Raw genomic sequence first — 25,847 nt, forward strand, 5'->3', positions numbered from 1 at the left:
GGCTGCTGCTGCGGTGGCGCAGTAGCCCGCAGCAGGAGACTGCCCTCGATTGGAAATCCGGCGGCCGTGGCAGACGGAGAGTTGCGCGAAGTACCTTCTCTGGTGATGCCCGCGGGCCCGCCGCAAGGTCGGGCGCACGCAGTGACTGGTCGTAGAAGGGTCAATAGCTTTCGCGCGCTCATTCTCGGTTGCCGGCACATACCATGGGTCCATGACTGAAGTACCGCGCCGGCCGCCGCGCTTCCTCACCATCGAACAGGTTGCCCAGGAGCTGAACGTGGGCGAGCCGCTCGTCAGGGCCATGCTGAAATCAGGGGAGCTTCGGGGAATCCAGGTCGGCGGCCGCGGCGTCTGGAGGGTCGGGATTGCGGATCTTGAGGCTTACGTTGAGGAGGCGTATCGCCGGACGACCGAGAAGATCTCCCGCGGTGACTTCGCCGAGGCTGAGGTTCCACAGGTCTGATGGCGAGGGAAGCTGGCTCCGCAGAATGGGTCATCATGTACCGCAAGGGCCTGACGCCGGTCCGCATTGCGGCTCTCTGCGAAGTTCCCGCGCAGAAAGTGACCCGGGCGCTGAGGTTGGCGAAACAGCGGCAGCCCAGCCTGGAAGAGGAGCACCTCGCCAACGCGCCCAAACCCGGTCCGGTGAGCGCGCATTGGGCGAAACGCTGCGGGGAACTCGCACGCTTCTTCGCAGAGAACGGCCGGATGCCTTTCGCGAAGGGTCACGGGGCTGAGTCGGGCTTGGGAAGGTGGCTAGCGCAGCAGCGTGCCGCCGCTGCACGTGATGATCTGCCGGAGGAGAAGCGTCTCGCCCTGGCCACAGCAGGGGACTGGGAAGCCACTCCGCGGGCGCAGCTGGACGCCAGCCGGTGGCAGGAGCGTCTCGACGGATTGGCCGATTACTTTGCGTCCAAGTCTCGGTTCCCGCGTTACCGCCGCACTTCCTCGGAGGCCGAACGAGCGCTGGGAACCTGGCTGCACAAACAACGTCAGAAGGCCTTTAACGGTCAGCTGGCGACGGACCAGCTGCAGACCCTGAACGAACGCGTCCCGGGCTGGAACACATGGCGGGCACCACGGACCACCGAATTGGCCAGCAGGCGAACCTCTTCAGCACGCTTGTGAGTTGGCGCGTTTTGCACCGCCCATCTAGGTCGGACTCATCAGGTGCCGCAGTCAGACTGGGCAGGTATGTGCGACTAAACGCGCGCTAATCGCAATGCCTAATCCTCCAAAAAGCCCGTGGGATCAAACTAGGGACCAAGTCTGTTGAAGGGGCTCTCACCGACCATCGCCCTACCAACTGAGTCGAGTCTCGAGAGGCGGTTCCGAGTCCCGAACAGGACCCCCACCGCTCACGCCAAGCGTTTCAGGTCCTGGCATCGATAGCGGAGATCGCGTCAACCCGCCGTAATCAGGCATCCAAAAAACCGCTTGTGGCATCTTGACGGAAGATCTTGAAGGGCCACCGGTGACTACGCGGCCGGGTCTGCCCAGGCTTGACCGTCCCAGTAGCCGAGGACGCCGTCGGTGCCGGTGGGGTACCAGCCTGCAGGTGGTAGCTGTTGAGCAGCCTGCTGCGGTTGAGACTGCGGGCCATACAACGCGGCGGAGCGTTGCGTCTTTTCCTCCGTCATTTGGCGCTGAAGAATGCCCCGCGCCTCCTGAACCGAAACGGCATGTAGAGTCCACTGCTGGCCGTCCCAGTATCTATTCGTTCTCCATTGGTGCACCTGGTCTGTGCCTTCGTCGTACCAACTTGGCTGAGGCGCACCGCGGTTCAGGGAGGTAGCCAGTGCCTTGCCGAGGCCCACGGTGATGAGTGCGGAAGGTTTTGGGGGCGGCGCCACGTAGTTGAACCAGTACTGGGCCACGGAAGTGTCAGCTTCCTCTTTGCTTTTGCGCCCGGCCTGGAATTCAGCGTCCGCCCATTGACAGACCGACGCGTAGTCAACGGCCATCTGCTGCTGGCGCATCAGATTCAATTGTGCAAGCGCAAGTTCAGCCTGGATCGCTCCCTGCGCGGCAAGCTGCCTTTGCACTTCCAGCTGTTGCCGGGATGTGACCAAGCTGCCCACGTTTGCACCGGTGTTGCCAGACTCAGCAGATAGGCGACTTCGCCGCCGCAGTCCCCGGGCGCGACCGTGCCCCGCAGGAGTCTGGAGCACAATCGCGACAGGCGTCGGACTAGGCCCGACAGGAGATGAAAAGGCGTCCACGACGGTGCGCCCTCACCGTCGGTCCCGGCCGTTGTTCACGTCGGAGCCACGGTGAGTCATCCAAGGACGAGAAAATGAAGTTTGCGATCTTCAAGGCGAATTACCAACGACGCACCGGTGGTTTCGTCTTGCACATAATTTACTGGCATCTGATGTAGTCTGTTTCTGTGACTGAGAAAAACAAGATAATCGGGTGTCTTCATGATGCTGGGGTTCTGGATGCCGTTCGGTGGGCATACGATTCGGCGCTGAGTCGTACTCTTATTGATTTTTCAGAGGATGCAGGGCATGACGCCACGTTGCTTGGAATCATGCGTCACACTTTGTTTCGGGACCGGCTCGACAGAGTCTTCGCCTGCGGGAAGTACCAGGTCCCTGACGATGCTGAGCCGGACAGCGGCCTGGCAGCTCTGTTTGCAGAGCTGCCAGATAAAGACATTGCGACCATGCCACGATTGGATCCAGGCTTTGTGCGATCATCCCTTCTGAATGGGAGCCCGGGCTGGAGGTTTCAGGACTTGAGGCTCCTCATGGCTTCCTGCGATTTCGGGAAAACAGATAGTCTGCCTTGGGGTGAAAAGAGTGAGACCAAGCAGCGCGTGGCTAAGCAGCAACCCTGGGATGGACACCCCTCGCTCTTCGACGACACAAACCTTCTAGATGGTGACTGGAGACTTCCATATGCCGGTCAGCTACTCGACCTCGAGACGTTCGTCGTCGCACATAGTCTCGACGCTGTGAGTCAGAAATCTGAACTCATCATCGGACGCCCCCGGCTTAACCTCGACGGCGGTGATGCCTGGCACTGGCGCAAAGACCTCGATCAGATGCCTCCCAGCACGGGTGGACGTCGCTTTGATCAACCGCCTGCACAGGCACCCGATACTGGGACTGCGGATGCCCCCGTACGTCTCCGGAGAGCTGTCTCTGAGGAATCGAAACGGGCGGACGCTGAGTAGTGGCAACTGGTGTTACGGCGGCAGACGCAGCCGCATTATTTGCCGGACATCGGCTGAGGCTTGCTCGCCAACTGGCCGGGATGCGCAAGAGTGATCTTGCCCATCTTCTTGGCAAGAGCGCAACGGCATTGTCGGGCTGGGAAGCTGAAACCAAACGTCCTTCGTCGGCAACGGTCGCTGAGTTGGCCTTGTCGCTGGGCGTGGATCCCGGATTTTTTATGGTTGGCCGTGATCAATCACCGTTGGCGGCAACTCCACACTTCCGGTCCCTTCGATCGACCACGCAAATCGCCCGGGATCAAGCGACGGCGTATGGCCAGCTAGCTGTCGATGTCGCCACTGCCATGGAACGGCATGTCGAATTCCCGGACGTCACCATTCCGTATTTTCCGGTCTCACAAGATGACACTGACGGAGTCGAGCCTGAGGATGCAGCCCGGTTCGTGCGTAAGCAGTGGGGGCTCGCGACCGGACCGGTCGGCCATTTGGTTCGACTGCTGGAGAACCATGGAGTCGTAGTGGTTTTCAGCCCACCTGGCGCTGTGTCCGTTGACGCGTACTCTTTCGAAGGTTCCGGTCGGCCAGTGGTTATTCTCAACCCGTTCAAGCAGGACTACTACAGGCAACGTTTCGATGTGGCGCACGAGCTTGGTCACCTCATCATGCATCAGGATGCTGAACCGGGTGGAAGAACAGTTGAGGATCAGGCTAACCGGTTCGCAGCTGAGTTCCTCATGCCGGAATCTGACATTCGGGGATCGCTGCCGAAGACTATGAGCCGGTCGGTGTGGACTTCGATCGGTCAGCTCAAGGAAAAGTTTGGCGTGAGTATGCAGGCAGTTCTCTTCCGTGCTCGAGGCTTGGGTGAACTGAGCGATGTGTCGTACAGGAATGCCATGATGACAGTATCAGCGCGGGGTTGGAGACGAAGTGAACCGGGGCTGGTTGATAGCGTTGAGCAGCCATCTATGCTTCCGCGAGCGGTGGAAATACTCGATGAAGCCGGTATCTCCGAGTTGGAACTGGTCAGTCAAAGTCGTGTGCCAGTTGAGCTATTTCGACAAGTGGTATCGCGTTTTCCGACGGACCCGCATTTCAGCGATGCTTCCGTAGAGGCAGGATTGCTCTTGGCTCCAGTGGTGTCGTTGATGGATGCCCGTCGGGGCGGTGCCTAACCGGTGGTCTGTTCGACGCAAAACGACTCGGCGTCCCTGCGGTCGCATGAAATTGTGAGGATGCGGGCACTCAGCAGTGGCTTGCTGTTGGGGAACGGTGGAACGGCATGACTCCGCTCCCCACACCAAAGGGCAGGCAGGGCCACGTTGTTCACCTGTCCTCGGACCTACACAATGTTGTACTGGGCACGGCGGGCACTGGCAAGTCGACCATGGCCATGCTCCGTGCCATTCATCTTGCACGAGCTGCAACGGTGAACTTCGGGCCGGTCTTGGTAGTCACCTACAACAACACGCTGGTCAAGTACCTCCGCTTTCTCGGCCCTGAAGCCCGTAAGAACATCACCATCGAAACGTATTCTCGTTTCGCCCGGGGTTACCTTGCCCACAGGGGACTCATGTCGAACGACGCCATAGCGGGCCCCGATGCCGTCCGCGAATTTGTCGAATCGGCGTTGACGGCTGTTGCCTTGGACTGGTCGTTGCGTTCCATGGATCCTGGTTCGATCGCATCCCGACATTCGGACTGGTTCACTGACGAACTACATTGGATTAGCGGTATGGGTCTCGCTACTGAGGACGACTATCAGACGGTTACCCGGGTGGGGCGGCAAACGCCCCTCCAATCAGGTCAACCCAGGGCTTTCGTCTGGGCCGTTCGGTCCGAATATGTCCGTCTCAGGGCAGCGGCGGGCTTCATGTATGACTGGTATGACATGGCCTCAAGTGTCCGGAAAAACTTTGCGACTGATACGAGCCAGCGGCGCTACCGTCACATCATCATCGACGAAGGCCAGGATCTTTCGCCAGAGGCCATCCGATCACTCACCGCTGCGGGGCAGCCAGGCGGGTCGCTGACGTTCTTCGGTGACTATCATCAGGCCATCTACGGCCAGGGACTCTCCTGGCGAAGCTCCGGAATCAGGCTCGATGGGCGACCAGTTGAGCGTTTTGTCGACAACTATCGCAATACGGCTGAGGTGGCCAGGGTCGCCATTGCGATGGCGCGGTCGAGCTACATGAGCTCAGGAGACGTGGATCTGGTGGAACCAGTGCAGCCCACGGCGGCGGGACCTAAGGCAGCGTTGTCTCGTTATCCGGACACAAGGGCGGAGGCGGCGGCCATCCGTGATCTTGCGGCGGAACTGGGGAAAGACCAAACTGTTGGGATCTTGGTTCGGACTAGGGCTGAAGTGACTACCGTCGGTAGAGACCTGCAATATCGGTTGTTGCATGCCAGCATGCAAAGATGGGACGAAACCCCCGGCGTCTACCTGGGGACATATCATTCGGCCAAAGGCCTAGAGTTTGACACGGTTATCATGCCTTTCCTCAATACGGTTCCGTACCCGGACGTACTTCGAGCATTCGCTGAGGACGAGGCGTGCTCCCGTGAAGCCAGGCTTCTTTATGTGAGTATTACTAGGGCGCGGGCCGGCCTGATTTTGACGCACAGTGGCAAGCTCAGCCGGCTCCTGCCTGAGAATGCCGGCCTTTGGAGCGAAAGGGACCTTACGTGACAGTGAGTGTGGCCGAAGCGTTAGGGCAGGTTCCGGTGACCCGCCTGATCCATTTTGCACCCGCGACGAACGTCAGCGGGATCTTTACCGACAACGCCATTCGTACGAGCCAAGATCTCGTCGAAAATGCGCCGCAGCAGTTTTCGCCCACTGATGAATTGCGGCTTGATGCCAGAAACAATCACGTATGCTGTTCGTTCGAATATCCGAATGCCTACTATCAGGCGATAGCCAGAGACAAATCCGCCTTTAGAAACTGTCCCGACTGGGTGGCGTTTATTCTGGACCTCGACTTGGTACTGAGGCCGGGAACACTCTTTTCCCCGTGCAATGCAGCCAAAGGAAGCGGCGCCTTCTTGAAAGAGGGGGGAGCGGGGCTGCTGGCCTGTTGGTCGGATCCTTCTTACCCCGGTCAGTTTTCAAGGTCGCAGTCTCACAGGAGTTCGGTGCCGACCGACCTGCAGAGCGAGGTCTTGATTCCGGGGCTTGTTCCACTGTCTGCAGTGTCTGCGATAGTTACGGCAACTCCGGAGAAGGCGCGAGAGCTATTTGTAGTGCTGCATGACTTTGGTCTGACTCCTGGACGGATGGAATGGCGCTACGCGCCATTGTTTTTCGACAAGTGGAGACTCGCCAACGCGCTGCAAACCGGGGGAGAGATCCCAGAGACCCAGTGGACGCCATCCCTTGAGGACCTAGAATGACATCGACACGCTACCTCCTGAATCCCGATCGTGCTGTAGGAATGTTTCTGGGCGCCGCTGCTGGAGACGCACTTGGCTGGCCGCAGGAAGACCGGAGCCAGATAGTGGGTGGCAATGCCGCCAGGCAGGTGGAGCCTCGAGCTTCCTACCGCTCGTGGTCGAGGAACGGGGGAACGCAGTTTTCCCGGTATCTCGATCCGGTGGACGCGGGGCAATATAGCGACGACACGCAGTTGATGTTGTCCGTAGCCCGTTCATCCTTTGCTGGGCCGGATTGGTACGAGTGGTTTACGCGGATTGAACTCCCGCAGTGGCCGCTGTACCAGCGTGGTGGCGGCGGTGCCGTCATGCGTGCCTCGAGAGCCTGGGCCGATGGAAGGCCGCCCTGGAGGATTACTCGCGCAAGCGATGAGAGCAAGGTCGCTTCGTACTTCAATGCTGGAGCCAACGGCGTGGCAATGCGTATTGCGCCTCATGTACTCGCGATATCCGATGCCAGTACCGACGTCCTTCTCAGGCGAGTGGTGAAGGACGGGGTGGCTACTCACGGACACCCCAGGGCCCTACTTGGCGCTGCCGTTCACGCCCTTACACTCCGGTACGCCCTGAGGCAGTCGTCTACGTTGGAATACGGCGAACTGCTGCACGCGATTATCGGGGAGAGGTCTTGGCGGAACCCAAGTATCCTCATGGATTCGGTTCAGGACGATTGGCACGAGGCGTCGAAGCATCTTGATACGGAACTTTCACGGCGGAACCCCGGCTACCTATGGGAGGCGACGGCCGACGAAATGGACTCCCTCCTTCAGATAGCAGTAAATGGCCTGTCCCGCGGCCCTATGGCCAACGACCAGCAGACCCTGACGGAACTCGGTTGCTTTGACAAGCGACACAGCGGATCCGGGACTGTCGCTGCCGTAGCAGCAATGTACATTGCTGCGCGTACGGCCGCTCGCCCAATGAGCGGTTTGCTCCGCGCCGGATTCCTCAAGGATGCCGACACCGACACACTCTGCTCGATGACAGGATCGATCTTGGGAGCCTTGCACGGTTCTTCTTGGCTGGGGGAGCTCGGCACAAACGTTCAAGACCGGAGCCACATAGTTGGCACGGGTCTTCGGATGGCGGATATAGCCAATGGGGACCACCTCAGCAAAGGATATTCGCCTCTCCAGCCAACCCACATTAGCTCGGCGGCACTTCGGAACTGGGCGACGAAGCTTTTTGCAGACGGACATGTGGATACCCTGCCAGATGGCCGGCAGGCCCACATCCGCGACATAGTTGAACTGCAGGCCAGGTCGCGCAGCTTCGTGACCAGGGCGACGTTGGTAACCAGCGATGAACAGACACTTCTCGTGGACCGTGTCGCGAAACGGCCTATCGAAAGGGGCAGTGGTAGCCGATTGGGTCGGCCGAATTCGAGCGAGGCCTCCGACCACCTGTCTGAAGCACAAGGGCGTACTGATGCGTCATCTCGAGACGTACCGGCAGCAGTACTCCGAACAGAACTCGCAGTGCCGGACCTTCCCGAGGCGGCGTCGTTCTTCACGGATGTCGTCGGCGTTCAAGTGACGTTTTCTGCGCGCCGTGTTGGACTTAGCGAGAACATATGGCTGTGCGAAGCCAGCCCCAGCCGAGAGCCAGGACCCCACTCTGGCGTTTCCTTGACGATCGTCGTACCCAGTCTTAGAGAGGTTGAAGCCCGTGCAACCCAACATGGAAAAATCCGATTTGCGTGGTCACCAGACAAACATTCGTTGTGGCTTATAGGTCCAGGTGACATGAGAATTCGACTTCTCGAGAATTCTGTTGTGAGTGTGGGTCGAGTTGCTTCTCCTGAACCGAATTCCCTAGCCGATAAGCGAGAGTCGATTTCTGGGCCGACGTCTACTCGCTACCCGTCACTTTTTGAGATGGACGGTTAGGGCGTACGCGACATTTCCGCCCACGAGGACAGAATATCGAAAGGGTGGCTGAGATTGCTGGCGAGCCGTCGTTAGCCCCGCCAGAGACGATTTTCGGCCATACTGCGTGCGCACACAGCTAAGACCCCGAGGGCCTTGTCCGGCACTGGTCGCGCAATCCTTGCCAGTATGTTAACTTGCTCGCTGAGCCTGAGCCACCCTAATCCGCTGTACGTCGAGGCAGTCTTGCCCGTGGTGACAGCCTGTCACCACTCATCTCGTTCAGCCCACCGTGCATATGGTAATCCTGCGATATAGGAGCCACGGATACTCTAGTTGGCAACTCGGAGCAGGCTGAATACGTGCAAGGGTCCTTTGTTGGGGGAAATCCAGCATTCTGCACGCCAAGCGGTATCCCTTCGCTTCTCCTCGCCCCCAAATTCCCTCAGGCCGGGGAGCTAGGAAATGCGCAGCGGGATGGTGGTTTCCTGTCAGCTAATCATCCACGCGGACAAATAGACATGGGACTGCCCCGGGTTTGCTTTACTCCTGACCTGTGAGGATTTACTCCTTGCAGCAAGGATGTTCACATGCCCAAGCCTTTCCCCGCTGAGTTCCGCCGTGACGTGGTCTCCGTGGCGCGGAAGCACGAAGCTCCTATCTCGCAGATCGCCAACTACTTCGGGATTTCCGAAGCAACCCTGCATGACTGGCTCGAGAATGCCGACATCGAGGACGGCTGTTAACGCCAACCGAAAACAGGGCCTGGAACGCCAACTGAAAGCAGGGCCAGGAACGCCAACTGAAAACAGGGCCACCGACCATTATGGAAGGTGATCAATTTGGATGATTGGGCGGAGATACCCCGACGGTCACACCGGACACGGTATTCCGCAACGCGGTGCGGCTGCCGCGGGACTATTACGTGAGGGTGTTCTCCAACGACTACTCCGTGGACCCTTCCTTCATCGGGCGGATCGTGGACGTCACCGCCAATCTGGACACCGTCACGGTCACCCACGACGGAGTGCTCATTGCCACCCACGTCCGGATCTGTGCCGGGCACCTGGTGGTGACCGACCCGGCCCATCTGGCCTGGGCCGCTGTGATGCGCCGGGACTTTCGGACCCAACGGGTGCACCGCCCGAACCCGTGGAAGCGGTGCGGATCGGGACCTGGCCGCCTACGACGAGATCTTCGGCATCGACCTCGGCCAGCAGCCGGCCGGACTCCTGAAGGCGGCGTCATGAAACCACCCGCCGCATCGCCCGCGGCTTTCGGAACTTCACCAACTATAGACTCAGATGCCTACTCGCCGCCGGCGGCCACCGCCCCAGCGGAAGAACACCCTCAACCATGCCTAAATGCGAAGGGCCACGCCGGTCTTCTGCTCCCCCGCCCCGGCCCGCCGGCGCAGCTCTCCTGCCTCCTCGGGCGAAAGAGTGAGTTCCGGCGTCCGCTGTAGGCTACCAGATTTGTTCTTGCACGATTTCTTCAGCGCGCGTTCTAAGGCGTGTTCGATCAAGGAGGTCTGACGTCCTCTCGTTGCCGGCGATTGATCCTTCGACTGCCTGCTCGCCGAGCAGGACGTAGGCCCACCGTCGATGGCTACGCTGCGAAGGCTCAAGCTCGTTGATCTGCTCGCACCAAGCGATAGCGGCGGACTGCTTCCTCTGAACATTGATGTCAGAGAGGGCAGTGTCGGCCTTGGTCTCCACGACGTAGATCATTTCCTCTGTTCGGAACAGGAAGTCCGGCGAGTACCTGGCTGGCATTCCGTCCGCCTTCAAATACGGGCGCTGCACAAAGGTGTGCTTGTACTCGCTGATCTTGCAGAGCGCTTCCACCTTGGTGTCGTTGTTAGCCCACTCAAGGAACTTCCGCTCGAGGCCGCCGCCGTGTGTCGGGATAGGAAGCTTCGGATAGATGCACTTAGTCACTTGAACACAAGACGACGCCCTGACGCTGAGCGTTGGAACTTCCGACAGACTGCGAAACGTCACCTCCGCGATGGACACAACCTCCTCCGTTAGACTCCGCACAAGTGCGGAAGATATGTTGCCTGCCAGCTCGTTAGTGATCATGTCCGTCAGCAATACCCGCCAGTTCTCATCCTCGAGAGGGTCGATAACTTGGCCGAAGAAGCGGTTCCTGATGTAAGTGTCGATCCATCCGAGGAGCTGTGGCCTGAACGTCTGCAGCATGGGGAAAGCCGCCAGCGAGTTGTACTTCTTGGCGCTGGAGGTCATCTCAGCGCGAGTGCCACCCAGTGCTTCAGTTATCCGAACGGTGAGCCGGGCCAGGAAGTCGTTGTATCCGGTTGCGGTCATGACGCCGCCGTCCACCCTGTAATCGCCAAACTGGGTCTTCGTTTGAGCATCGACGGAAACGAAGCGGTCACCTTTCCCGACGAACATCTTTGCATCGGCGAAAGGAACGCGGCACCGTGGGAGCTGGTAGGGGTCAAGGATCGGTGTCTTGAGCTCTTCTTCCCGGTCCCGGACCATCATTGGGACATGGAAATCAAACTTCTCGAAGTCGGCTCGAAGGTCAATTAGCTCCAGATCGCCCGTCGGGGGTGGAGTAACGTCTGATTCATCGCCGACTTCGCCTGCCAGTCCTTCGGCCATCAAATCGTCATAGAATTCCGAAAATCTTGGATGTTCAACGATGAAAAGGACATCAAAATAGTTCTCAGGCTCGAGCTTGTTAGCTATGCGTCTGCGGGTTTCCCGTTTCATCTCATCGATCTGCTCGTCGCCGCGCCACATGAGACGAAGCCCTCGGCCGATCAATTGTTCCAGGAGAATCGGCGCCTGACTTGAACGGAGAGGCACTATGACAGCGATGTTGTTTACGTCGAAACCCTCACGGAGCATGAGGACGCTGATAATGACCTTTGGAGTCTTGTGGCGGTCTACATCGAACAGACGCTCTCTGGTGGTGTCCCACTCCGTCTTGGACATTTCGCCCTTGCGGTTTGAGTCAACAGTCAGCATCTCGCCTCTTGCCAAGCCTTCTGCATGAAGAAATTCTTCAACGAAGCCCGTGACTGACGTGTCTTCACAGACGACCATAAGCTTGGGGTGTTTGGCGGGATCTACGTGCTCGAAGCTCCGTTCCAGCATCGATAGCTTTGTGAGGCCGGCGCGGAGCATGGTGCGTTGCCCAGACGACAGGCCAGTCACCTTGCCCTTGGCGTCACGCTCGGCGTTGAAATCGAGAGGCATATCGGCGATCTCTTTGCGCTTATCTAGGGCCAATGATTTCACCAAACCCGAGCGCATGGCCTCCTTTAGATCGAAGTCAACAACGATGTGCGGAAAGTACTTGAGGCCCTTCTTCGCACCACTACCGACTTCGTTGTAGGGGGTGGCCGAGAAGTCGATTTGAACGAACTGGTGGCCCTTGGTGGAGGCAATCTCGGTCAGACTTTTCTGCCACTCCACCTCGTCGACCTGCTGGCCTTTCTTGATCGAGTGGATGTGATGAGCCTCGTCATTGAACACCATTAGCGAAGGAAGGTCCCTGAGCCATTCGAGGGGGCCGCCGCGCAAAAACCTACGATCGAGCACTTCAAGGCTGTTGCCCGCGCTCATGCCAGGGCTGATGGGGAAAAAGCTCTCGATAGCGGCCCTGGCGTCAATGTCGCTTCCAGGTGCGTCCGTCTCGGGTACGAAGTCGGGATCTTCCACTCCTGCAAGAAGGTGCCAGTTGGTGACGGCGATTAGTCCGCTACCTGTTATCTTCTTGCCGATATCGGCCTTCGTTACCACTGACGACTGAACGAATCCGAACACCTGATCACGGTAGTTGTCTGGAATGAAGATCTCTTGGTTTCTGAAGATGTCGGACGATTCAAAGTCACGCTCTCCATCCCGCTCCTTGCCAAGGAAGGAATCTAGGAGTCGGTCGTAGACGATAAGGCCAGGCGCTACAAGGAGGAAATTGGCGGTGAAGCGCTGATCTTCCGGATACTCTCGCCTGTTCAGGTACTGCCAGATAAGGAGGGCATTCAGCACCCACGTCTTACCCGTGCCGGTAGCCATCTTGGCTGCGTACTTGGGATGCTCGTTCTGCTTGCGAGTAACCTCGGCGACAGTGTCGCCGCTTAGAAGTGCCTCCGGCGCGATCTGGCGATAGAGGTTTTCGAGGTTCGGAGCTTTCAATACCTCATGCGCATAGATGATGTGCAGGATCGCCGCACGCTGGCCAGCGTGAAAGTTCGCAGGCCGTAGTTGAACATAGTCATCCTGGAACCAGTACCGCAAAAGTTCGGCGGTAATTGGGGTGACCTCGTTCATCAGCGCAGTCGGCTGCCCCTTGACGATGTCCGGTGTCTGTTCGCCGACGATTCTTTCTAGGGCACTCGCGAGTGGAAAGCTGTCCAGAATTACGCTCATGCTCCTACCTCGATGTTCTCGATAATGACCTCAGACTCAAAGCCGAAAACGTCCACCGCGCGGACGCAGACTGTGCGAGGGGTCGGCTTGAAGGGGACGTCAACATTGGCTCTCGTAACGACGCGAAACTCGTCACCGTCGTTTCCAGTGTTGCCTCGGTAGTCTTGCCAGACTGACCGAAAGACCTGCCCGTCGTAGTCCGGATCTATTGCCCAGTACTCAAGGAGCGCCAGAGGCTCATTGTTCATGACATCAAGCAGCTGATCCCGGCTCCTATCCTCAAGGTTGATTGCGTCTGGAGATAGAAGGACGTAGTTCTCCAGATTGACCGTGACAGTTTCCGAGTCGCCATTCTTGACCCTCCCTCCAATAGCTGCCTGTAGGTATTGAAGGGACGAAAACTTAACCTCGTCAGCGAGCTTCTCGACTGAACCCTGTTTCTTCAGGCGATCCAAGAGATCGGGCGGAATAACGAGCACTTCGAGGCGATCATCATGCAGGGCCTCGATGTCGTGACCGATCGAATCCGAGAAGTTCCAACCCAGAACAACGACCTTATCGAAGCCGCCCATCGTTGACAGCCTGGCTGTTTGAGCCCTTCTTAAGGTGGCTCCGGTGACAAGAGCATTGGGACTGGTAGCAATCACCAGCGTTTTCTCTTCTGCTATCCGGCCGAACGCCCCACCCTGGTTGACCTCAGGAGGGAGGGGAACGGCGCCGAAAAGGCGCAGGACTACTTGGGCCAGCTCACCGACTTTGAATTTGCGGCCGAGTACGGATTTGGCCTGTTCTATCTGGTAGTCTCCAATGGCTTGAAACAGGAACGGCTTCGCGGATTTGTCAACAAGACGTTTACGGGTAATCATCGTCGACGGCTTGCCAATGTCACTCGTGATCCATTTTCGTCCGAGCCGCTCCGCAACCGCTGCAGTCGTGCCTGATCCACCAAAGAAATCGGCAACGATGGAGTCAGGGTTGGAGGATGCAGCGATGATCCGCTCCAGCAGTCTCTCGGGTTTCTGGGTCCCATAGCCGACTCGTTCAGCGTCTTCGCGGTTGAGCTGCTCAATATCAGTCCAGTAGTCTTCAGGGATCTTGCCGTCATCGAGATAGTACGTGTAGACCTTGCCGCTCTTCTTGTCCGTCTTTTCTTGGTACTCGCGGCCATCAGAGTCAACCTTGGCCCTCATGTGGCTGTTGGGCTTTCGCGGTTTGGCTACAAGAGGATCCTTGCCGTTGAAGATCGGCGTCCCGCCGTTTGAATATGAATAGATCGTGTTGTGTTTTCTTGCAAAGCGCGTACTGCTTTTGCCGCCGATGCTGAAGCACCAGATGATCTCATTGATGTAGTTCTCGCGCCCGAAGATCTCATCCAGAACGATCTTCACGTGGGGTCCAACATGCCAATCAAGGTGTACGTAGATAGTGCCTTGGGTGGATAGCAGTTCCTTCATCAGGATCAGCCTCGGGACGATCATAGCGAGGTAGGAAGCCGTGCCTTCGGACCAGGTATCTGCATAAGCGAATTGCTCAAGGACCGTGGGCTTCTGGTCGACCGATCCTCCCGGGAGAGTAATTTTTGATCGGTAGTCGGCTTTTGAATCGAATGGTGGGTCAATATAGATAAGGTCGACTTTTCCACGCATCGATGGATGCTCTGTGTCGCCAGCAAGGAGCGCGGCGATGGCGAGAAGATTGTCGCCGTAGATGAGGCGGTTCGGCGTATCTCGGTCAACATCATGAGACCGAAGCTCGCTGAATAGGTCGTCGGCAATCGTGTCTTTATTTGGTATAACGAGCTCGCGCGTTTGAAGGGTAACCCGGTTTCGGCCCTCTAGGTTCTCCAGGATCTGGCTGGCCCTTCGCTTCCCCTCCGATACGATTCCAGGCAGCTGTTCTATCAACGACTTACTCAAGGGTTCCCCGACTTCTGGTTGAAGGCCAATACTGTCCCTGACTCTACCGGCGCAGGGGGGCCTGAGACATTCTGTCTCAGAGGGCTGACGTTTCGAGTCGGGTCTTTGCTGGTGAGGATCTGGACCTGGACATGGAGTTCCCTGATTGTCATTCGGCCACAGCCACCGGGTCCTCGAGGCCCCTGATATGCTGCCGCAGCTTCTTGATCGTGGTCTTGTGTTCAGCGGCGGACGCCCTGAGTTGTTCGACGGTCCTGTCATGGGGTTGGCGACCGCCGGACGTACGTTCCCATTCGGCCAGAATGCTGGCGGCACGGTTCATGGTTGCCCGGCTTACGCCAGCCTCTTTGTAGAGGTTTTCTTTGATGAGACGATCGTCAGTCCGCCGCGGATTGCCACATGGGCTTCCTCGGCGGCGCCAAGAGCGTCCACCACCTCATCGGGATCGCACCCTCCAACCACGGCACCGAAGATGTGATCGTCCCGCAGCCGGGCGCTGTGTCGGACCCAACTACACCGGCCTCGGCTGCGCCGCCTGCGCAGACCAGCAGGCCGGGTCGGCTTTCATTCAGAAGCTCAACTCCTCGGCGATACGATTGCGGGACCCTCCTACACCGTGATCTCCACGGTCCACGACGAAGTGGTGGTGCCCTACAACAGCCAGTTCCTCACCGGGCCGGCGCGGCAGGTCACCAACATCACCATCCAGGACAAGTGCCCGGCCGACCCGATCGAACATGACCAGACGCCGAACGACCCCGTGGTGCACCAGATTGTGGCCAACGCACTGGGCATGGTGTCCGGGCCCGCTGATCCGGCCTACCAGCCCAAATGCGTCTGAGTGAGTAATGGCAAGGCCGGGGGAGTGCCGCTACTGCAGCCCGGGCACTCCGTCCAGGATCGCGAATGAAGCCTTCGTGCTCACCGGCGCACCCGGCGTCGTGACGTAGTCCAGCGTCCGGAAGTCGGCGGTCATCGCGTCCTTGGTGATCTTCGTGTTCACGTAGCCGCGGTTGTCGTTGTAGAACTTCAGATGCGGGTTCCAGGCCATTGTCGCGTCCGTGGTGGAACCTGAACCGTTGCCGGTGGACGAGATCGACGTGCACACCAGTTCCGAGCCCACCACGGGCGACGCCGGGTCCTTGAAGTCCACCTTGACGTCGTTGGCCCAGTTGCGGTGCACATCGCCGGTGAGGACCACGGCGTTGCGCACCTTGGCGTCCACCCAGCCCTGCGTGATGCGGCGGCGCGAGGCGGCGTAGCCGTCCCACCCGTCCATGGAGACGTCGTCGACCTCCGGCGCCTGGTTCCGGTCCCGCTCGGCGAAGAACACCTGCTGGCCCAGGATGTCCCAGCGCTGCGTGGAGTTCTTGAAGCCGTCCAGCAGCCACTGCTCCTGCTCCGCGCCGGTGATGGTGCGGTCCTCGGCCAGGCGCCCGGCCACGTTTTTCTTCCAGCCGTCGCCGGCCAGCTGGTCGTCGCGGTACTGCCGGGTGTCCATCATGTGGAAGTTGGCCAGCTGGCCCCACTGGATGGTGCGGTAAATCTTCATGTCGAACCCGGCCGGCACGGACGAGGGCCGCAGCGGCATGTTCTCGTAGTACGCCTGGAACGCGGCGGCGCGGCGCTGCCGGAAGTGTTCCGTGGTGTCGTTCAGCTGCCCGGCGTCGGTGTTCTCCGGGATCTCGTCCGCCCAGTTGTTGTCCACCTCGTGGTCATCCCACACCACCAGCCACGGTGCGATCGCGTGTGCGGCCTGCAGGTCAGTGTCGGCCTTGTACTGCGCGTGCCGCTGCCGGTAGCCGGCCAGAGTGGTGGTCTCGGGACCTTCGTGGTCGCGCGGGTTGCCGCCGGCAATCACGTAGCTGTCCTTCTTGTACTCGTACAGGTAGTCGCCCAGGTGCAGCACCAGATCCGGCTGGTCCTGCGCCAGCCGGGTGTAGGCGGTGAAGTAGCCGTGCTCGTACTGCGCGCAGCTGGCGAACGCCATGGCCAGCGCCGCCGGCGTCTCGTGCAGCGCCGGGCTGGTCAAGGTGCGGCCAACGGCGCTGATGTGCCGGCCGTTGCGGAAGCGATAGAAGTATTCCCGCCCCGGCCGCAGGCCCCGCAGCTCCACGTGCACCGAGTGTGCGGTCTCAATCCGGGCGATCTCGACTCCGCGGGCCACCACTGTGCGCATCCCCGCGTCCTCGGCGACTTCCCAAGCCACCGCGACGTTGCGCGACGGCATTCCGCCCAGGCCGTCGCCGGCGATGGGGTCCAGTGCCAGCCGGGTCCAGATCACGAAGCCGTCCGGCCACGGCTCCCCGGAGGCGATGCCCAGCATGAACGGATCGGTGCGGAGGCCGGCGTCGTCCGCGGTGGAAACCGCGACGGCGGCACCCGGCCAGGCGGCGACGAGCCCGGCCCCGAGGCCGGCGGAAAGAACGGATCTGCGTGAAATGTTGTCCATGCCTTCGACCGTACGGCGGCCTGTTGGACAGGGTCTATGGGCCATGTGAATGCGCGGTTAACTAGGTGACAAGATCTGTTGAGCGGGTCAACATCCCCTGGATTAGCGTTAGCGCCGGCCGCTTTCCGGTGTGCGAGTTGCCGGCATTGATTCCAGATAGCGTTTGAGGCTTGCCCAGTTGGTGGCTTCCTGGCGTTTGCCGATTCGGCCGATGACAGGGGAGAGGAACCTGAGTGCGCCTCGGGGCTGGATGTCCCACGACCAGCGCATCAGCGTGCCCCCGGTATCGGGCTCGAAGGTGAGAACTCCTCGGATCGTGGCCGAGGGCATGCTTGTCGTGTTCGCGAGCCGGGTGGGGCGGTGGTACTCCGTGGTTTCCAGGAGCATGGTCAGCGGCCGTCCCCTGGACGTTGTCGTTACTTTGAACTGGGTCCCGTTGCCGATGGCTCCGCCCGTGACTTTTTCGACACGCAGTATGCGGGGGTTGTATCTGGGCTCGTTCCGTTCGTCGGCGACGAAGTCAAAAACCTCACTCGGTGGTCGACTGATAACAATCTCACCGTGGATGCTGGTCATTGTCCCGGTCCCTCCCAGCAGCCCGGACCCAGCTCTTTGCGTTCCTTGGTCCGGGATGTCCTGGCATCCATCGTTTTACTATCTCCATGGCTCAGCTTTCCTGCCCGATAGAACCCCGTGCATGAAAGGCTAGGCTCCGACGCCGCCCGGGATCAGAGGCGAAGGCCCCTGGAGCCCAGCGGGGCTCTAGGCCGTCCGACGCCGTCCGTCCAGCAGTCCTTTCAGGTCCCAGTCCCAGCGGATCAGTTCCTGTACCAGACTGACGTACTTTCCGAACCGGTCACGGCCCAGTGCGGTGTATAGAGCCGACTCGTCAGCGGTCAGCCTGCTCAACGCAGCACGTGAAGGCGACGGTTCGGTGCACGCGGGTGCACCGCCCGGAGCTGGTTCAGGATCCGGAAGCCGTGGGTGTCCAGCGCAGCCAGAGGGCTACCCGGGCGGCGGTCAGCGCGTCCCCGCCTAGTTCCAGCAACTGAAGGGGCCGCGTCCGGGCCCAGGCACGGAAGGCAGGAGCCAAGGCCACTAACTCTTCGGCGAGCCCACGGAAACGCCTGGCATCCTTCGACGTCCTTACAAACGCAATCTCGTCCTCGGCGGAGGCAAACACCCACGGCCACGCTTCCACCGGCTCAACCAGCAGTCGCCATAGACGGATGGGTGGCGCGGGCGTAAATTACCGCCATCACTACTGCCAAGGAGGACCCGATGGGTGACCTGCAGCCTCGAAAAGGAACATCAGCCACTCGGGATGCCCGCGGTTGCGACACCGTGGGGATGCTGGTGATGCACCGGATGCACCGGATGCTGCGGCGCAAGTTCGGCGCGGCGCCGCAACTGGTCCGTGACGTGCCGCCGGGCGACACCCAACGGGCCGATGTGGTGGGCAAGCACGTCTCGGAGTTCACCGACATACTTCACAACCACCACGCCACCGAGCACGACTCACTCTTCGAAATGCTCGAAGCACGTTCGCCGGCCTGTGCGCTCCATGTGGCGCAAATGAAGGCGCAGCACCAGGCAGCGGCGGCGGTGGTGCAGAAGCTGCGGGCGGAACTACCCGCCTGGCAGGAAACCGCCGATGCCGCCGCCGGGGAGAAGGTTGCTGCCATCCTCGAGGAACTGAACGACGTCCTCAACCCGCACATGGGGCAGGAAGAGGAAAGAATCCTACCGGTCGCTTCCACCTCAATGAGCCAGCGCGAGTGGGACGCCTTCGGGAAGCACGCCATGGAGATCGCGCCCAAAGACAGGCTCCTGATCCAACTCGGCTATGCCCTGGAGCCTTTCACGCCCGAAGAGCGGACCGCGTGGATGAAGGCGAGTATTCCCGCTCCGGTGCGGGCGCTCTACCGCGTTGTAGGCCAGCGTCAATTCGAAGCGGATTACCGCTCGATCTACGGAACGGTGCCGGCGTAGCTGCACGTCGAACCACCCCGTGGTGGACCAGTTCGTGGCCCACGCCCTGGGACAGGCCTCCGGCCCCGCCGATCCGGCGTACCAGCCCAGCTGCCTTTAGCCGGCTTCAGCGGCTGTCCGGAACGCAGCCCAGTCAGCGGGCCGCGATGTGCGCCGCCACGAACTCGGCATCGTCGCCCACCAGTGACAGCGTGGCCGACAGGTGTTTGGTGAGCCAGGGGAGGCCCACAGCGTAGAGACCCGGAACCTCGGTGACACCGCGGGAGTGGCGCGGGTAGTTCCACTCGTCGAGCACCGGGAGGTCCAGGAAGCTGAAGTCGAGGCCGTAGCCGGTGGACCAGATGACGGAGGCGACCCCGTCGGCCTCCAAGTTGAGGCGTGCCCCGGAGTCCGCAGGCAGCCACTCGTCCACCGGCACAGGGTCAGCGGGCGGAGCGTCGATACCTGCGGCGTGAATGTAGGCGTCGGCCATCCGCCCCAGCCGCCCACCGAACCCCGCCTCCACGAGGGCGAGGCGTGCGGGGAGGTCATCGCTGAAGACGAGTTCGCCGTCGTCCGTTCCCTCAAAGCGGCCGTGCAGCCGGACGCCCCGCCGGCCGAGGTTCCGCAGATGGATGCCGTGGCCGCCGCCGTTGCCGGAGATCAGCGGGTTGCACATGAAGCGCGCCGCGGGGGAGGGAAGCTGATCCGTCTGGAGGCCATTGATGCCGTACTCGGGGCCGTGGAGGTTGACCTGCAGGATCCAGTGGAAAACGTCCTGGCCGCGGTACCGCCGCGGGGCCTCGGGGCAGGCCGAGACGGAGAGGTGGACCTCCCGGCCGGCGTCGAGCAGGTCCTCGGTGATCTGCCCGCCGGACTGCCCGGTGCCCACCACCAGCACGGCGCCGTCGGGGAGCTGCTGCGGGTTGCGGTAGTCGTGGCTGTGCAGCTGGCGGATGTGCCCTGGCAGCGCGGCGGCAGCGGCCGGGATGCGCGGGAGCTGAAAGGCGCCGTTCGCGAGGACCACGTTCCGTGCCTGCCAGCCGCCGTGGTTGGTGTCCGCGGCGAAGCCGCCGTTTGCCGCGCTGACCCGGGTCACCTCCGTGCCGAGCAGGACCGGCGCCGCGATCCTCGCGGCGTAGTTCCGGAAGAGTCCGATCACCTCGTCCCGGGGGAGGAAGGCGTCCGGTTCGGGGCCGTCGTAGGTCAGCCCCGGCAGCAGGAACGAGAAGTTCGGGGTGTTCAGGTAAAACGAATCCCAGCGGTCCTGCCAGGCGCCGCCCAGTTCCGGCCGCCGTTCCAGCAGTTGATGTTCGACGCCGTGCCGGCTCAGCCAGTAGCTGGTGGCCAGGCCGGCCTGCCCCGCGCCGATCACCAGGGTGTCGACCTCGTGGACTGGGCCTGCTGCGGGGGAGGGCATGGCTACTTCTTCGGAGCCTTGGGGGACTTCGGCGGGAGTCCGGCGACGTGCTCGAACGCCTTTTCCACCCAGGCCCGGGCCCGCGCTTTGTCTCCGTCGCCCTCGGCGTTCCAGATTTCCGGCAACCCGGTGTACCCGGCCATGGGGCGCTCGGCCGGCCCGAACGGAACGGTCCGCTCCGTGCTTTCGAGCAGTTCTTTGTCTGACGCCGCCAGCTTCACCCCGATGGTGGGGCCGAACAGGCCGGCGAACATGTTTCCGTTCACGAAGGCGCCGAGGTTTCCGAACATCGGCTTGATGACCACCTCGGGAGTCTCCGGCACCACCGCGCGGAAGTGGGCCTTGTCGGCCTCGGACGCTTTCGGCATTTCCATGGGTCTACTCCGTTGGCTAAGGCGCGCGGGCGCGTCTCCTTGCAGGATATGCCCGGGGGGAGCGCGGGGTACAGATGACCGCCGGCGAAGCCAGATTGACTGGGGGCCCCGCGGTCGCGGCCGCCGTCAAATGTAACGAACTGGTAACATGGAACGGATGCTGTCTAAGTCTGATCAAACAAGAGTCACGCAACTGGATGGCCTCCGGGGCCTTGCCGCCCTGGTGGTTGTTGCCTGCCATGTAGTGTCCACGCTCCCGGGCATCGGGACCGCCGTGAGCGGCAACCGCTCCGCGGGGCTCAACACGGCAGAGACCTGGGCGGTGTTCTCTCCGCTGCACGTGCTCTGGAACGGCACTCCGGCTGTCCATGTCTTCTTCGTGCTCTCCGGCTTCGTGCTGGTCCTGCCGTTCAGCCGGCCGGGCGCGGCCAGAAGCTGGGCCCAGTACTACGCCAAGCGCTTCTTCCGCCTCTACTTGCCGGCCTGGGCTTCCCTGGCGGTGGCCGTGGCGCTGATGACCATCATTCCCCGGTCGGCGTCGCCGCTGCAGAGCCCGTGGGCGGACATATACGTGACCAACCCCAGCGTGGGCCAGATCCTCAAGGACGGCCTGCTCCTGCTGAACGCAAGCACCATCAACACCCCGCTGTGGTCGCTCAAATGGGAAGTCGCGTTCTCGCTCCTGCTCCCGGCCTACGTCTTCATCGCCCTCCGCTGGCGGCGCTTCTGGTACCTGAAAATCGGCGTGGCACTGCTGCTGGCCGTGGTGGGAGCCCTGCAGCACCTCGACTGGCTGTCCTACCTCCCGATTTTCCTCATCGGGGCCGTCCTCGGCGTCGAGCGTGAACGGATCCGTGAGCTGACGCAGTCCTGGCCACGCGTCGCCTGGTTCTTCGTGGCCGCCGCGGGACTCTTCCTGGCCAACGCTGAATGGATCAGTCGCGAGCAGCCGACACCCGGCGTCGAGGCCGTTGTGACGGCGGGTGCGACGCTGATCGTCCTGCTGTTCATCTCGTGCGGCTCGGCCAAGCGGCTGGGTGATACGGCGGCCGCGCAATGGCTGGGGCGCGTGTCCTTCAGCCTCTACCTGGTGCACCTTCCGATCATCCTGGCTGGCGTCACCCTGCTGCGGTCCGTCTCGCTTCCGCTGGCGCTCGCCGTCTCCGTGGCCGCCTCGCTGGTGATCGCCGAGCTGTTCTACCGCTTCGTGGAACAGCCTTCCCACCGCCTATCGATGGCCGTGGGGCGTGCCGTGGGTCGCCGGATCCGCCCCGACACCCCCGCGGACAGCCCGGCCATCCCACAGCCGGCAGAAGCGACGTCGCCTCCAGTAGCACGGGAATATGCCGGGTCCCGCTCCCGGTAACGTGGGGCGGCGCTAATTGGAAGGTGCGAGGAGTCCTGCCGTGATCAGAAGACTGAGCAGAATAAGGATGATGCCGATGGCGGCTACGATCCAGACACGGCTGGACTTCCCCTTCGGGGCCCGCCAGATCGCGATCAGCGCCGCGAAGAACAATCCGGCTTGTCCACCAGGGTGAACGCAGAAAATGAAGCCAAGCACTGCCGGTAACTGCCGCGGCATGCCCGGCGGTGACTGGGATAGGCTCGCCTGCGACCGGAACAAGCATTGACTCCAACTGAACGGGCAGGGAATTTCCTTGGATCTACTGGGCGGCATGAGCCGCGACGAACTCCGCACCTTTTCCTGGGCTGCGGCCGCCGTCTTCGCGCTTGTGGCCGGCGTCTGGCGTCCGCGCAGGCTTCATTGGACTGCGCTTGGTTCCGTCCTGCTCTTCGCGGCCCTCAACGCGGGTGCCGGGATCTACGTCCTGAACCACTTCGGTGATTCGCGCTGGTCCACAGGGGGAGAACCGCCGCTGAGCGCTCCGTCGTTATCCGGAACGCCCGTTGTGGGGCAGTTTCTGGGTCCCCTGGACTCCGCTCTGAACGGAGTGGTCGGTGGGGTCAACGAGTTCCTGGCATTCAAGCAGGCACTTCCCATAGCGCTGGACTTCCTTGCCGCGTCCGGCTGGGCCCTGCTGGTGTCGTTCCCCCTTGCCGTTCTCGCCGCCGGCATCGGCTTCGCCATGGCCAGGCGCCGGGCGGCGGACTTCGAAAAATACCGAGCCACCGTTGACCTGCTCAAAGATGAACTGGAGCAGGTCAAGCGGCAGATCTCGGCAGGAAATTCCGTCGCAGGGAATTTCGTCGACGCGTCCCTCCCTGCAGAGGACGAGGTCACTGATGTTCGGCCCAGGCTGACGCGCAGAGGGTGATTCAGGACGGTGCCGGGGCCGTGGCGAGCTGCCCGCCGGCGTCGTCCGCGTCCGTCGTTCCCGTTAGGCCTGGTTGAAGCGCACCATGTTGCCGGACGGGTCGCGGAAGGCGCAGTCGCGCGGGCCCCAGGGCTGGACGATGGGTTCCTGGAGGACCTCCGCGCCGGAGGCCCGGACCGCCTCGAACGTGGCGTCGAGATCGTCCGTGCGGAACACGAGGATCGGGAGGGCGCCCTTGACGAGCAGCTGCTGGAGGGCGTCGCCGTCGTCCTGGGAACGGCCGGCGTGCGGGACCGACAGCACCAGCTCCAGATCGGGCTGGGCCGCGCTGCCGAGGGTGACCCAGCGCTGCCCGTCCGAGCCGACGTCGTTGCGCACTTCCAGGCCGAGCACGTCCCGGTAGAACGCGAGCGACTCGTCGAGGTCGTTGACAGTGATTTGCGAATACTGCAGTGAAATGTTCATGTCTTCCACGCTATTACTGCAGCTGCGGGGGCGCTTCTTCAATCCTGCTCGGCTTGCGGGCGGGCCGCGTGCGCAGTTTGGCGATGCACGGCGGCATGGCCTGCGCCGCGTGGTGCTCCCGGGCCCGGTACGCGCTGGGGGTCATTCCGACGATCTCGGTGAACCGCGAGCTGAAGGATCCCAGCGACGTACAGCCGACCTCCATGCAGGCATCCGTCACGCTGGCGCCGGCCCGCAGCAGCGCCATGGCGCGTTCGATCCGCCGGGTCATCAGGTAGTTGTAGGGCGTCTCGCCGTAGGCGGCCTTGAACTGGCGGGAGAAGTGCGCGGGGGACATGAGGGCACCGGCGGCCATGGTGGGCACATCGAGCGGCCGGGCGAAGTCGCGGTCGATCAGGTCCCGGGCCCGGCGCAGATGCGCCAGGTTGGCCAACTCCTGCGGTGTCATGCCGCCATTCTAGATCCGGAGGGGTCCCGGCGGAGGGCCCACATGAGGCGACGGGGGCACCGCGCCAACGACCGTGGTAACCCGCCCCGCAAATCTCCTGTAGAGTTGATCCTGTTGTTGTGTTTATGCAGTTCGTAGTTCAGGCAGTACGCAAGGTTGAAAGACCTTGTTCTTCTGAAGCAGCGGTTTTGAGCACCCCACACAGGAGGACCCGAAAGTCGGGACTTTTCCTCCACCTTCACGAAGGACAAAAAATAATGGCTACTGGTACCGTCAAATGGTTTAACGCTGAAAAGGGCTTCGGCTTCATTTCCCCCGATGACTCCTCACAGGACGTCTTCGCACACTACTCCGCGATCGCCTCTTCCGGCTTCCGCTCCCTCGAAGAGAACCAGAAGGTCTCCTTCGAAACCGAGCAGGGCCCCAAGGGTCCCCAGGCCGTAAACATCCAGGCTCTCTAAGACTTAGCTTCCAGCTAACTCTTCTGAGTCCGGAACCTTACAGGTTTCGAGCAGGGTCCGTCTTTGACGGGCCCTGCTTTTGTTTAACCCGGGTATGCTGCTTCGCGCGACGAATTGTGGCCCACGATGCGCGGAATTCCTGTCGCTACCGGAATTCGGGACGCGTCAGGACATTTGCGCGTCGTGGACCGGTTTGCGCATCCTAGGCCGCTCAGCCGGCGTCGCGGTAGTCGAAATGCAGCGTCGCCGGGATCGGCCCCTGCAGCATCTCGGCCGTCAGCCCGTGCAGGCTCACCAGATGCTCCCGGAACCAGACATCGTAGGGATCGTCCGACGTCGCGAGCGTCTGGAAGGCCTTGGCCAGATCCTCGGCCTCATGGAACAGGCAGACGAAATCCCCCTGCGGGGTCTGCACGAGGCTGGCGACCTCCCGGGTGACGCCCATGCGCTTCCTCGAGCGTGCATGTTCCTCCCGACGCGAGCCGCTCATCTCCGCATCGAGCGCCTTCCACTCCTCCAGTTTCCCGGGCAAAATCGGCGCGAACCACGTAATGCATTCCATGACAGATTTCCTTCCACGCAGTAGTGAGCACGGTGGTAATCCCATCGGTACAGGAGCATGGTAGTCCCGCGGACGACGGCGGGACAGGGCTTCCGCAAACGCCTCAGGACCCGCTCACCCTCCCCACTCAGACACCGTGGCGCCGCGCCAGGAACGCGGCCAGCGCGGGGTTGTCGATCTCCCTCGCCAGCCAGGGCACGGACTGTGCGGCGGCCTCGTCGCCGAGCACCGCCCGGTGCGACTGGGCCCGGACGACGAACTCCCGCATCCCGCTCCGGCTGGCCAGNNNNCCAGCCGGTCCACGAACTGTGCAGCCCGCGGCGAACCCGTGGCGACGGCGACTTCCGCTGCGGCGTCCAGCAGCCGGGCCGTGTACCAGAGGTACCACGGACTGGGTGCCAGGCCCCGGCCGATCCAGTGCTCGGCGGCAGCGAGGTCGCCGTGCGACAGGAACAGCCTGGCTTGGGCGCCGGCGGCTAGGGCCATATAGCAGTGGTCGCCGGCCAAGTCTGCCATCACCCAGGACCGGTCAATCATGGCTGCGGCTTCCTCGAACCGGCCCGCGGCCAGGTAGGTTTCACCGCGGACCCCGGCGACAAACGGCTCGAA

Annotated in this window: 28 protein-coding genes (1 of these 28 cut by a window edge); 15 read left to right on the plus strand and 13 right to left on the minus strand. The window is 61.6% G+C overall.

Annotated elements, in window-relative coordinates:
• The 3 genes in view from K789_RS0102200 to K789_RS0102210 are tightly spaced (each overlapping or abutting the next) and all read left to right on the plus strand, a layout consistent with a single transcriptional unit that may run on beyond the window.
• Positions 1–219, plus strand: partial view of a DUF3427 domain-containing protein gene (locus tag K789_RS0102200; RefSeq protein WP_416352784.1) — the 3' end only. The gene continues 3,093 nt to the left of window position 1, outside the view; the window shows 219 of its 3,312 coding nt (coding positions 3,094–3,312); the start codon falls outside the window, past its left edge; it ends in the stop codon at positions 217–219.
• Positions 212–463 (plus strand): helix-turn-helix domain-containing protein, encoded by a 252-nt coding sequence (locus K789_RS0102205; RefSeq protein WP_024365318.1) that lies wholly within the window; start codon positions 212–214, stop codon positions 461–463. The genes K789_RS0102200 and K789_RS0102205 overlap by 8 nt, the downstream gene beginning before the upstream one ends.
• Entirely contained in the window at positions 463–1,128 is a 666-nt protein-coding gene (locus K789_RS0102210; protein WP_024365319.1) for a helicase associated domain-containing protein, read from the plus strand. The genes K789_RS0102205 and K789_RS0102210 overlap by 1 nt, the downstream gene beginning before the upstream one ends.
• Positions 1,129–1,478: 350 nt before the next feature.
• Here the strand turns inward: K789_RS0102210 and K789_RS0102215 are convergent, their stop codons facing one another.
• On the minus strand, positions 1,479–2,081 hold the full coding sequence (locus K789_RS0102215) for a hypothetical protein (RefSeq protein WP_024365320.1): 603 nt from the start codon (positions 2,079–2,081) through the stop codon (positions 1,479–1,481).
• A 308-nt stretch (positions 2,082–2,389) separates the two neighbouring features.
• On the opposite strand from K789_RS0102215, the gene K789_RS24330 reads away from it, so the two are divergent.
• From K789_RS24330 to K789_RS26730, 7 genes are all read left to right on the plus strand, one after another.
• A complete protein-coding gene (locus K789_RS24330) occupies positions 2,390–3,181 on the plus strand; it encodes a hypothetical protein (protein ID WP_024365321.1) in 792 nt (263 codons plus the stop codon).
• Positions 3,181–4,356, plus strand: a complete 1,176-nt coding sequence (locus K789_RS24335; protein WP_024365322.1) for a helix-turn-helix domain-containing protein — start codon at positions 3,181–3,183, stop codon at positions 4,354–4,356. The genes K789_RS24330 and K789_RS24335 overlap by 1 nt, the downstream gene beginning before the upstream one ends.
• 107 nt (positions 4,357–4,463) lie before the next feature.
• Positions 4,464–5,876, plus strand: a complete 1,413-nt coding sequence (locus K789_RS0102230) for a 3'-5' exonuclease (RefSeq protein WP_024365323.1) — start codon at positions 4,464–4,466, stop codon at positions 5,874–5,876.
• Between the two features lie 2 nt (positions 5,877–5,878).
• The gene (locus K789_RS22090; RefSeq protein ID WP_051180856.1) at positions 5,879–6,580 is read left to right on the plus strand and encodes a DarT ssDNA thymidine ADP-ribosyltransferase family protein; all 702 of its coding nucleotides are present in this window, start codon (positions 5,879–5,881) and stop codon (positions 6,578–6,580) included.
• 41 nt (positions 6,581–6,621) lie between these two features.
• Positions 6,622–8,508 carry an ADP-ribosylglycohydrolase family protein gene (locus K789_RS26725; RefSeq protein ID WP_416352785.1) on the plus strand — a complete coding sequence of 629 codons (1,887 nt, stop codon included), beginning with the start codon at positions 6,622–6,624 and terminating at the stop codon, positions 8,506–8,508.
• Between the two features lie 569 nt (positions 8,509–9,077).
• Positions 9,078–9,233: a transposase gene (locus K789_RS25575; protein ID WP_024365325.1), complete on the plus strand. Its 156-nt coding sequence runs from the start codon at positions 9,078–9,080 to the stop codon at positions 9,231–9,233.
• 104 nt (positions 9,234–9,337) lie between these two features.
• Positions 9,338–9,952, plus strand: a complete 615-nt coding sequence (locus tag K789_RS26730; RefSeq protein WP_416352782.1) for a Mu transposase domain-containing protein — start codon at positions 9,338–9,340, stop codon at positions 9,950–9,952.
• A gap of 1 nt (position 9,953) precedes the next feature.
• Here the strand turns inward: K789_RS26730 and K789_RS0102245 are convergent, their stop codons facing one another.
• The 3 genes from K789_RS0102245 to K789_RS25300 all read right to left on the minus strand — a co-directional run bounded on the left by K789_RS0102245 (position 9,954) and on the right by K789_RS25300 (position 15,128).
• A complete protein-coding gene (locus K789_RS0102245) occupies positions 9,954–12,890 on the minus strand; it encodes a DEAD/DEAH box helicase family protein (protein WP_024365326.1) in 2,937 nt (978 codons plus the stop codon).
• Positions 12,887–14,794, minus strand: coding sequence for a site-specific DNA-methyltransferase (locus K789_RS0102250; RefSeq protein ID WP_237739484.1), 1,908 nt, complete (start codon positions 14,792–14,794; stop codon positions 12,887–12,889). The genes K789_RS0102245 and K789_RS0102250 overlap by 4 nt, the downstream gene beginning before the upstream one ends.
• Before the next feature lie 160 nt (positions 14,795–14,954).
• A complete protein-coding gene (locus K789_RS25300) occupies positions 14,955–15,128 on the minus strand; it encodes a hypothetical protein (RefSeq protein WP_157835656.1) in 174 nt (57 codons plus the stop codon).
• A gap of 294 nt (positions 15,129–15,422) precedes the next feature.
• On the opposite strand from K789_RS25300, the gene K789_RS25940 reads away from it, so the two are divergent.
• Positions 15,423–15,647, plus strand: a complete 225-nt coding sequence (locus K789_RS25940) for a hypothetical protein (RefSeq protein WP_024365328.1) — start codon at positions 15,423–15,425, stop codon at positions 15,645–15,647.
• A gap of 30 nt (positions 15,648–15,677) precedes the next feature.
• On the opposite strand, the gene K789_RS0102265 is transcribed toward K789_RS25940, so the two are convergent.
• The 3 genes from K789_RS0102265 to K789_RS26735 form a co-directional block, all read right to left on the minus strand.
• Positions 15,678–17,258, minus strand: a complete 1,581-nt coding sequence (locus K789_RS0102265) for an alkaline phosphatase D family protein (protein ID WP_024365329.1) — start codon at positions 17,256–17,258, stop codon at positions 15,678–15,680.
• Between the two features lie 108 nt (positions 17,259–17,366).
• On the minus strand, positions 17,367–17,834 hold the full coding sequence (locus tag K789_RS23845) for an SRPBCC family protein (RefSeq protein WP_024365330.1): 468 nt from the start codon (positions 17,832–17,834) through the stop codon (positions 17,367–17,369).
• A gap of 388 nt (positions 17,835–18,222) precedes the next feature.
• The gene (locus K789_RS26735) at positions 18,223–18,459 is read right to left on the minus strand and encodes a DUF3322 domain-containing protein (RefSeq protein ID WP_157835657.1); all 237 of its coding nucleotides are present in this window, start codon (positions 18,457–18,459) and stop codon (positions 18,223–18,225) included.
• Positions 18,460–18,539: 80 nt separating this feature from the next.
• On the opposite strand from K789_RS26735, the gene K789_RS0102285 reads away from it, so the two are divergent.
• Positions 18,540–19,250 (plus strand): hemerythrin domain-containing protein, encoded by a 711-nt coding sequence (locus K789_RS0102285; protein ID WP_084507165.1) that lies wholly within the window; start codon positions 18,540–18,542, stop codon positions 19,248–19,250.
• Between the two features lie 133 nt (positions 19,251–19,383).
• Here K789_RS0102285 and K789_RS0102295 read toward each other — a convergent pair whose 3' ends face one another.
• Both K789_RS0102295 and K789_RS0102300 read right to left on the minus strand, forming a co-directional pair.
• A complete protein-coding gene (locus tag K789_RS0102295; protein ID WP_024365333.1) occupies positions 19,384–20,649 on the minus strand; it encodes a flavin-containing monooxygenase in 1,266 nt (421 codons plus the stop codon).
• Between the two features lie 2 nt (positions 20,650–20,651).
• The gene (locus tag K789_RS0102300; RefSeq protein WP_024365334.1) at positions 20,652–21,023 is read right to left on the minus strand and encodes a TfoX/Sxy family protein; all 372 of its coding nucleotides are present in this window, start codon (positions 21,021–21,023) and stop codon (positions 20,652–20,654) included.
• Between the two features lie 157 nt (positions 21,024–21,180).
• On the opposite strand from K789_RS0102300, the gene K789_RS0102305 reads away from it, so the two are divergent.
• Complete coding sequence (locus tag K789_RS0102305) at positions 21,181–22,389, plus strand: acyltransferase family protein (RefSeq protein WP_157835658.1); 1,209 nt, start codon at positions 21,181–21,183, stop codon at positions 22,387–22,389.
• 313 nt (positions 22,390–22,702) lie between these two features.
• Positions 22,703–23,302, plus strand: a complete 600-nt coding sequence (locus K789_RS0102315; RefSeq protein ID WP_024365336.1) for a hypothetical protein — start codon at positions 22,703–22,705, stop codon at positions 23,300–23,302.
• A gap of 63 nt (positions 23,303–23,365) precedes the next feature.
• Here K789_RS0102315 and K789_RS0102320 read toward each other — a convergent pair whose 3' ends face one another.
• Both K789_RS0102320 and K789_RS0102325 read right to left on the minus strand, forming a co-directional pair.
• The gene (locus K789_RS0102320; RefSeq protein ID WP_024365337.1) at positions 23,366–23,767 is read right to left on the minus strand and encodes a VOC family protein; all 402 of its coding nucleotides are present in this window, start codon (positions 23,765–23,767) and stop codon (positions 23,366–23,368) included.
• 13 nt (positions 23,768–23,780) lie between these two features.
• Positions 23,781–24,215, minus strand: coding sequence for a helix-turn-helix transcriptional regulator (locus K789_RS0102325; RefSeq protein WP_024365338.1), 435 nt, complete (start codon positions 24,213–24,215; stop codon positions 23,781–23,783).
• A 257-nt stretch (positions 24,216–24,472) separates the two neighbouring features.
• Between K789_RS0102325 and K789_RS0102330 the strand changes: the two genes are divergently transcribed.
• On the plus strand, positions 24,473–24,676 hold the full coding sequence (locus K789_RS0102330) for a cold-shock protein (RefSeq protein WP_024365339.1): 204 nt from the start codon (positions 24,473–24,475) through the stop codon (positions 24,674–24,676).
• 211 nt (positions 24,677–24,887) lie between these two features.
• Here the strand turns inward: K789_RS0102330 and K789_RS0102335 are convergent, their stop codons facing one another.
• Entirely contained in the window at positions 24,888–25,238 is a 351-nt protein-coding gene (locus K789_RS0102335) for a DUF6176 family protein (RefSeq protein WP_024365340.1), read from the minus strand.
• 127 nt (positions 25,239–25,365) lie between these two features.
• Entirely contained in the window at positions 25,366–25,506 is a 141-nt protein-coding gene (locus tag K789_RS25945; protein WP_237739485.1) for a hypothetical protein, read from the minus strand.
• Positions 25,507–25,847: the final 341 nt, after the last annotated feature.

This window comes from Arthrobacter sp. TB 26, assembly GCF_000427315.1.
GTDB lineage: Bacteria > Actinomycetota > Actinomycetes > Actinomycetales > Micrococcaceae > Arthrobacter.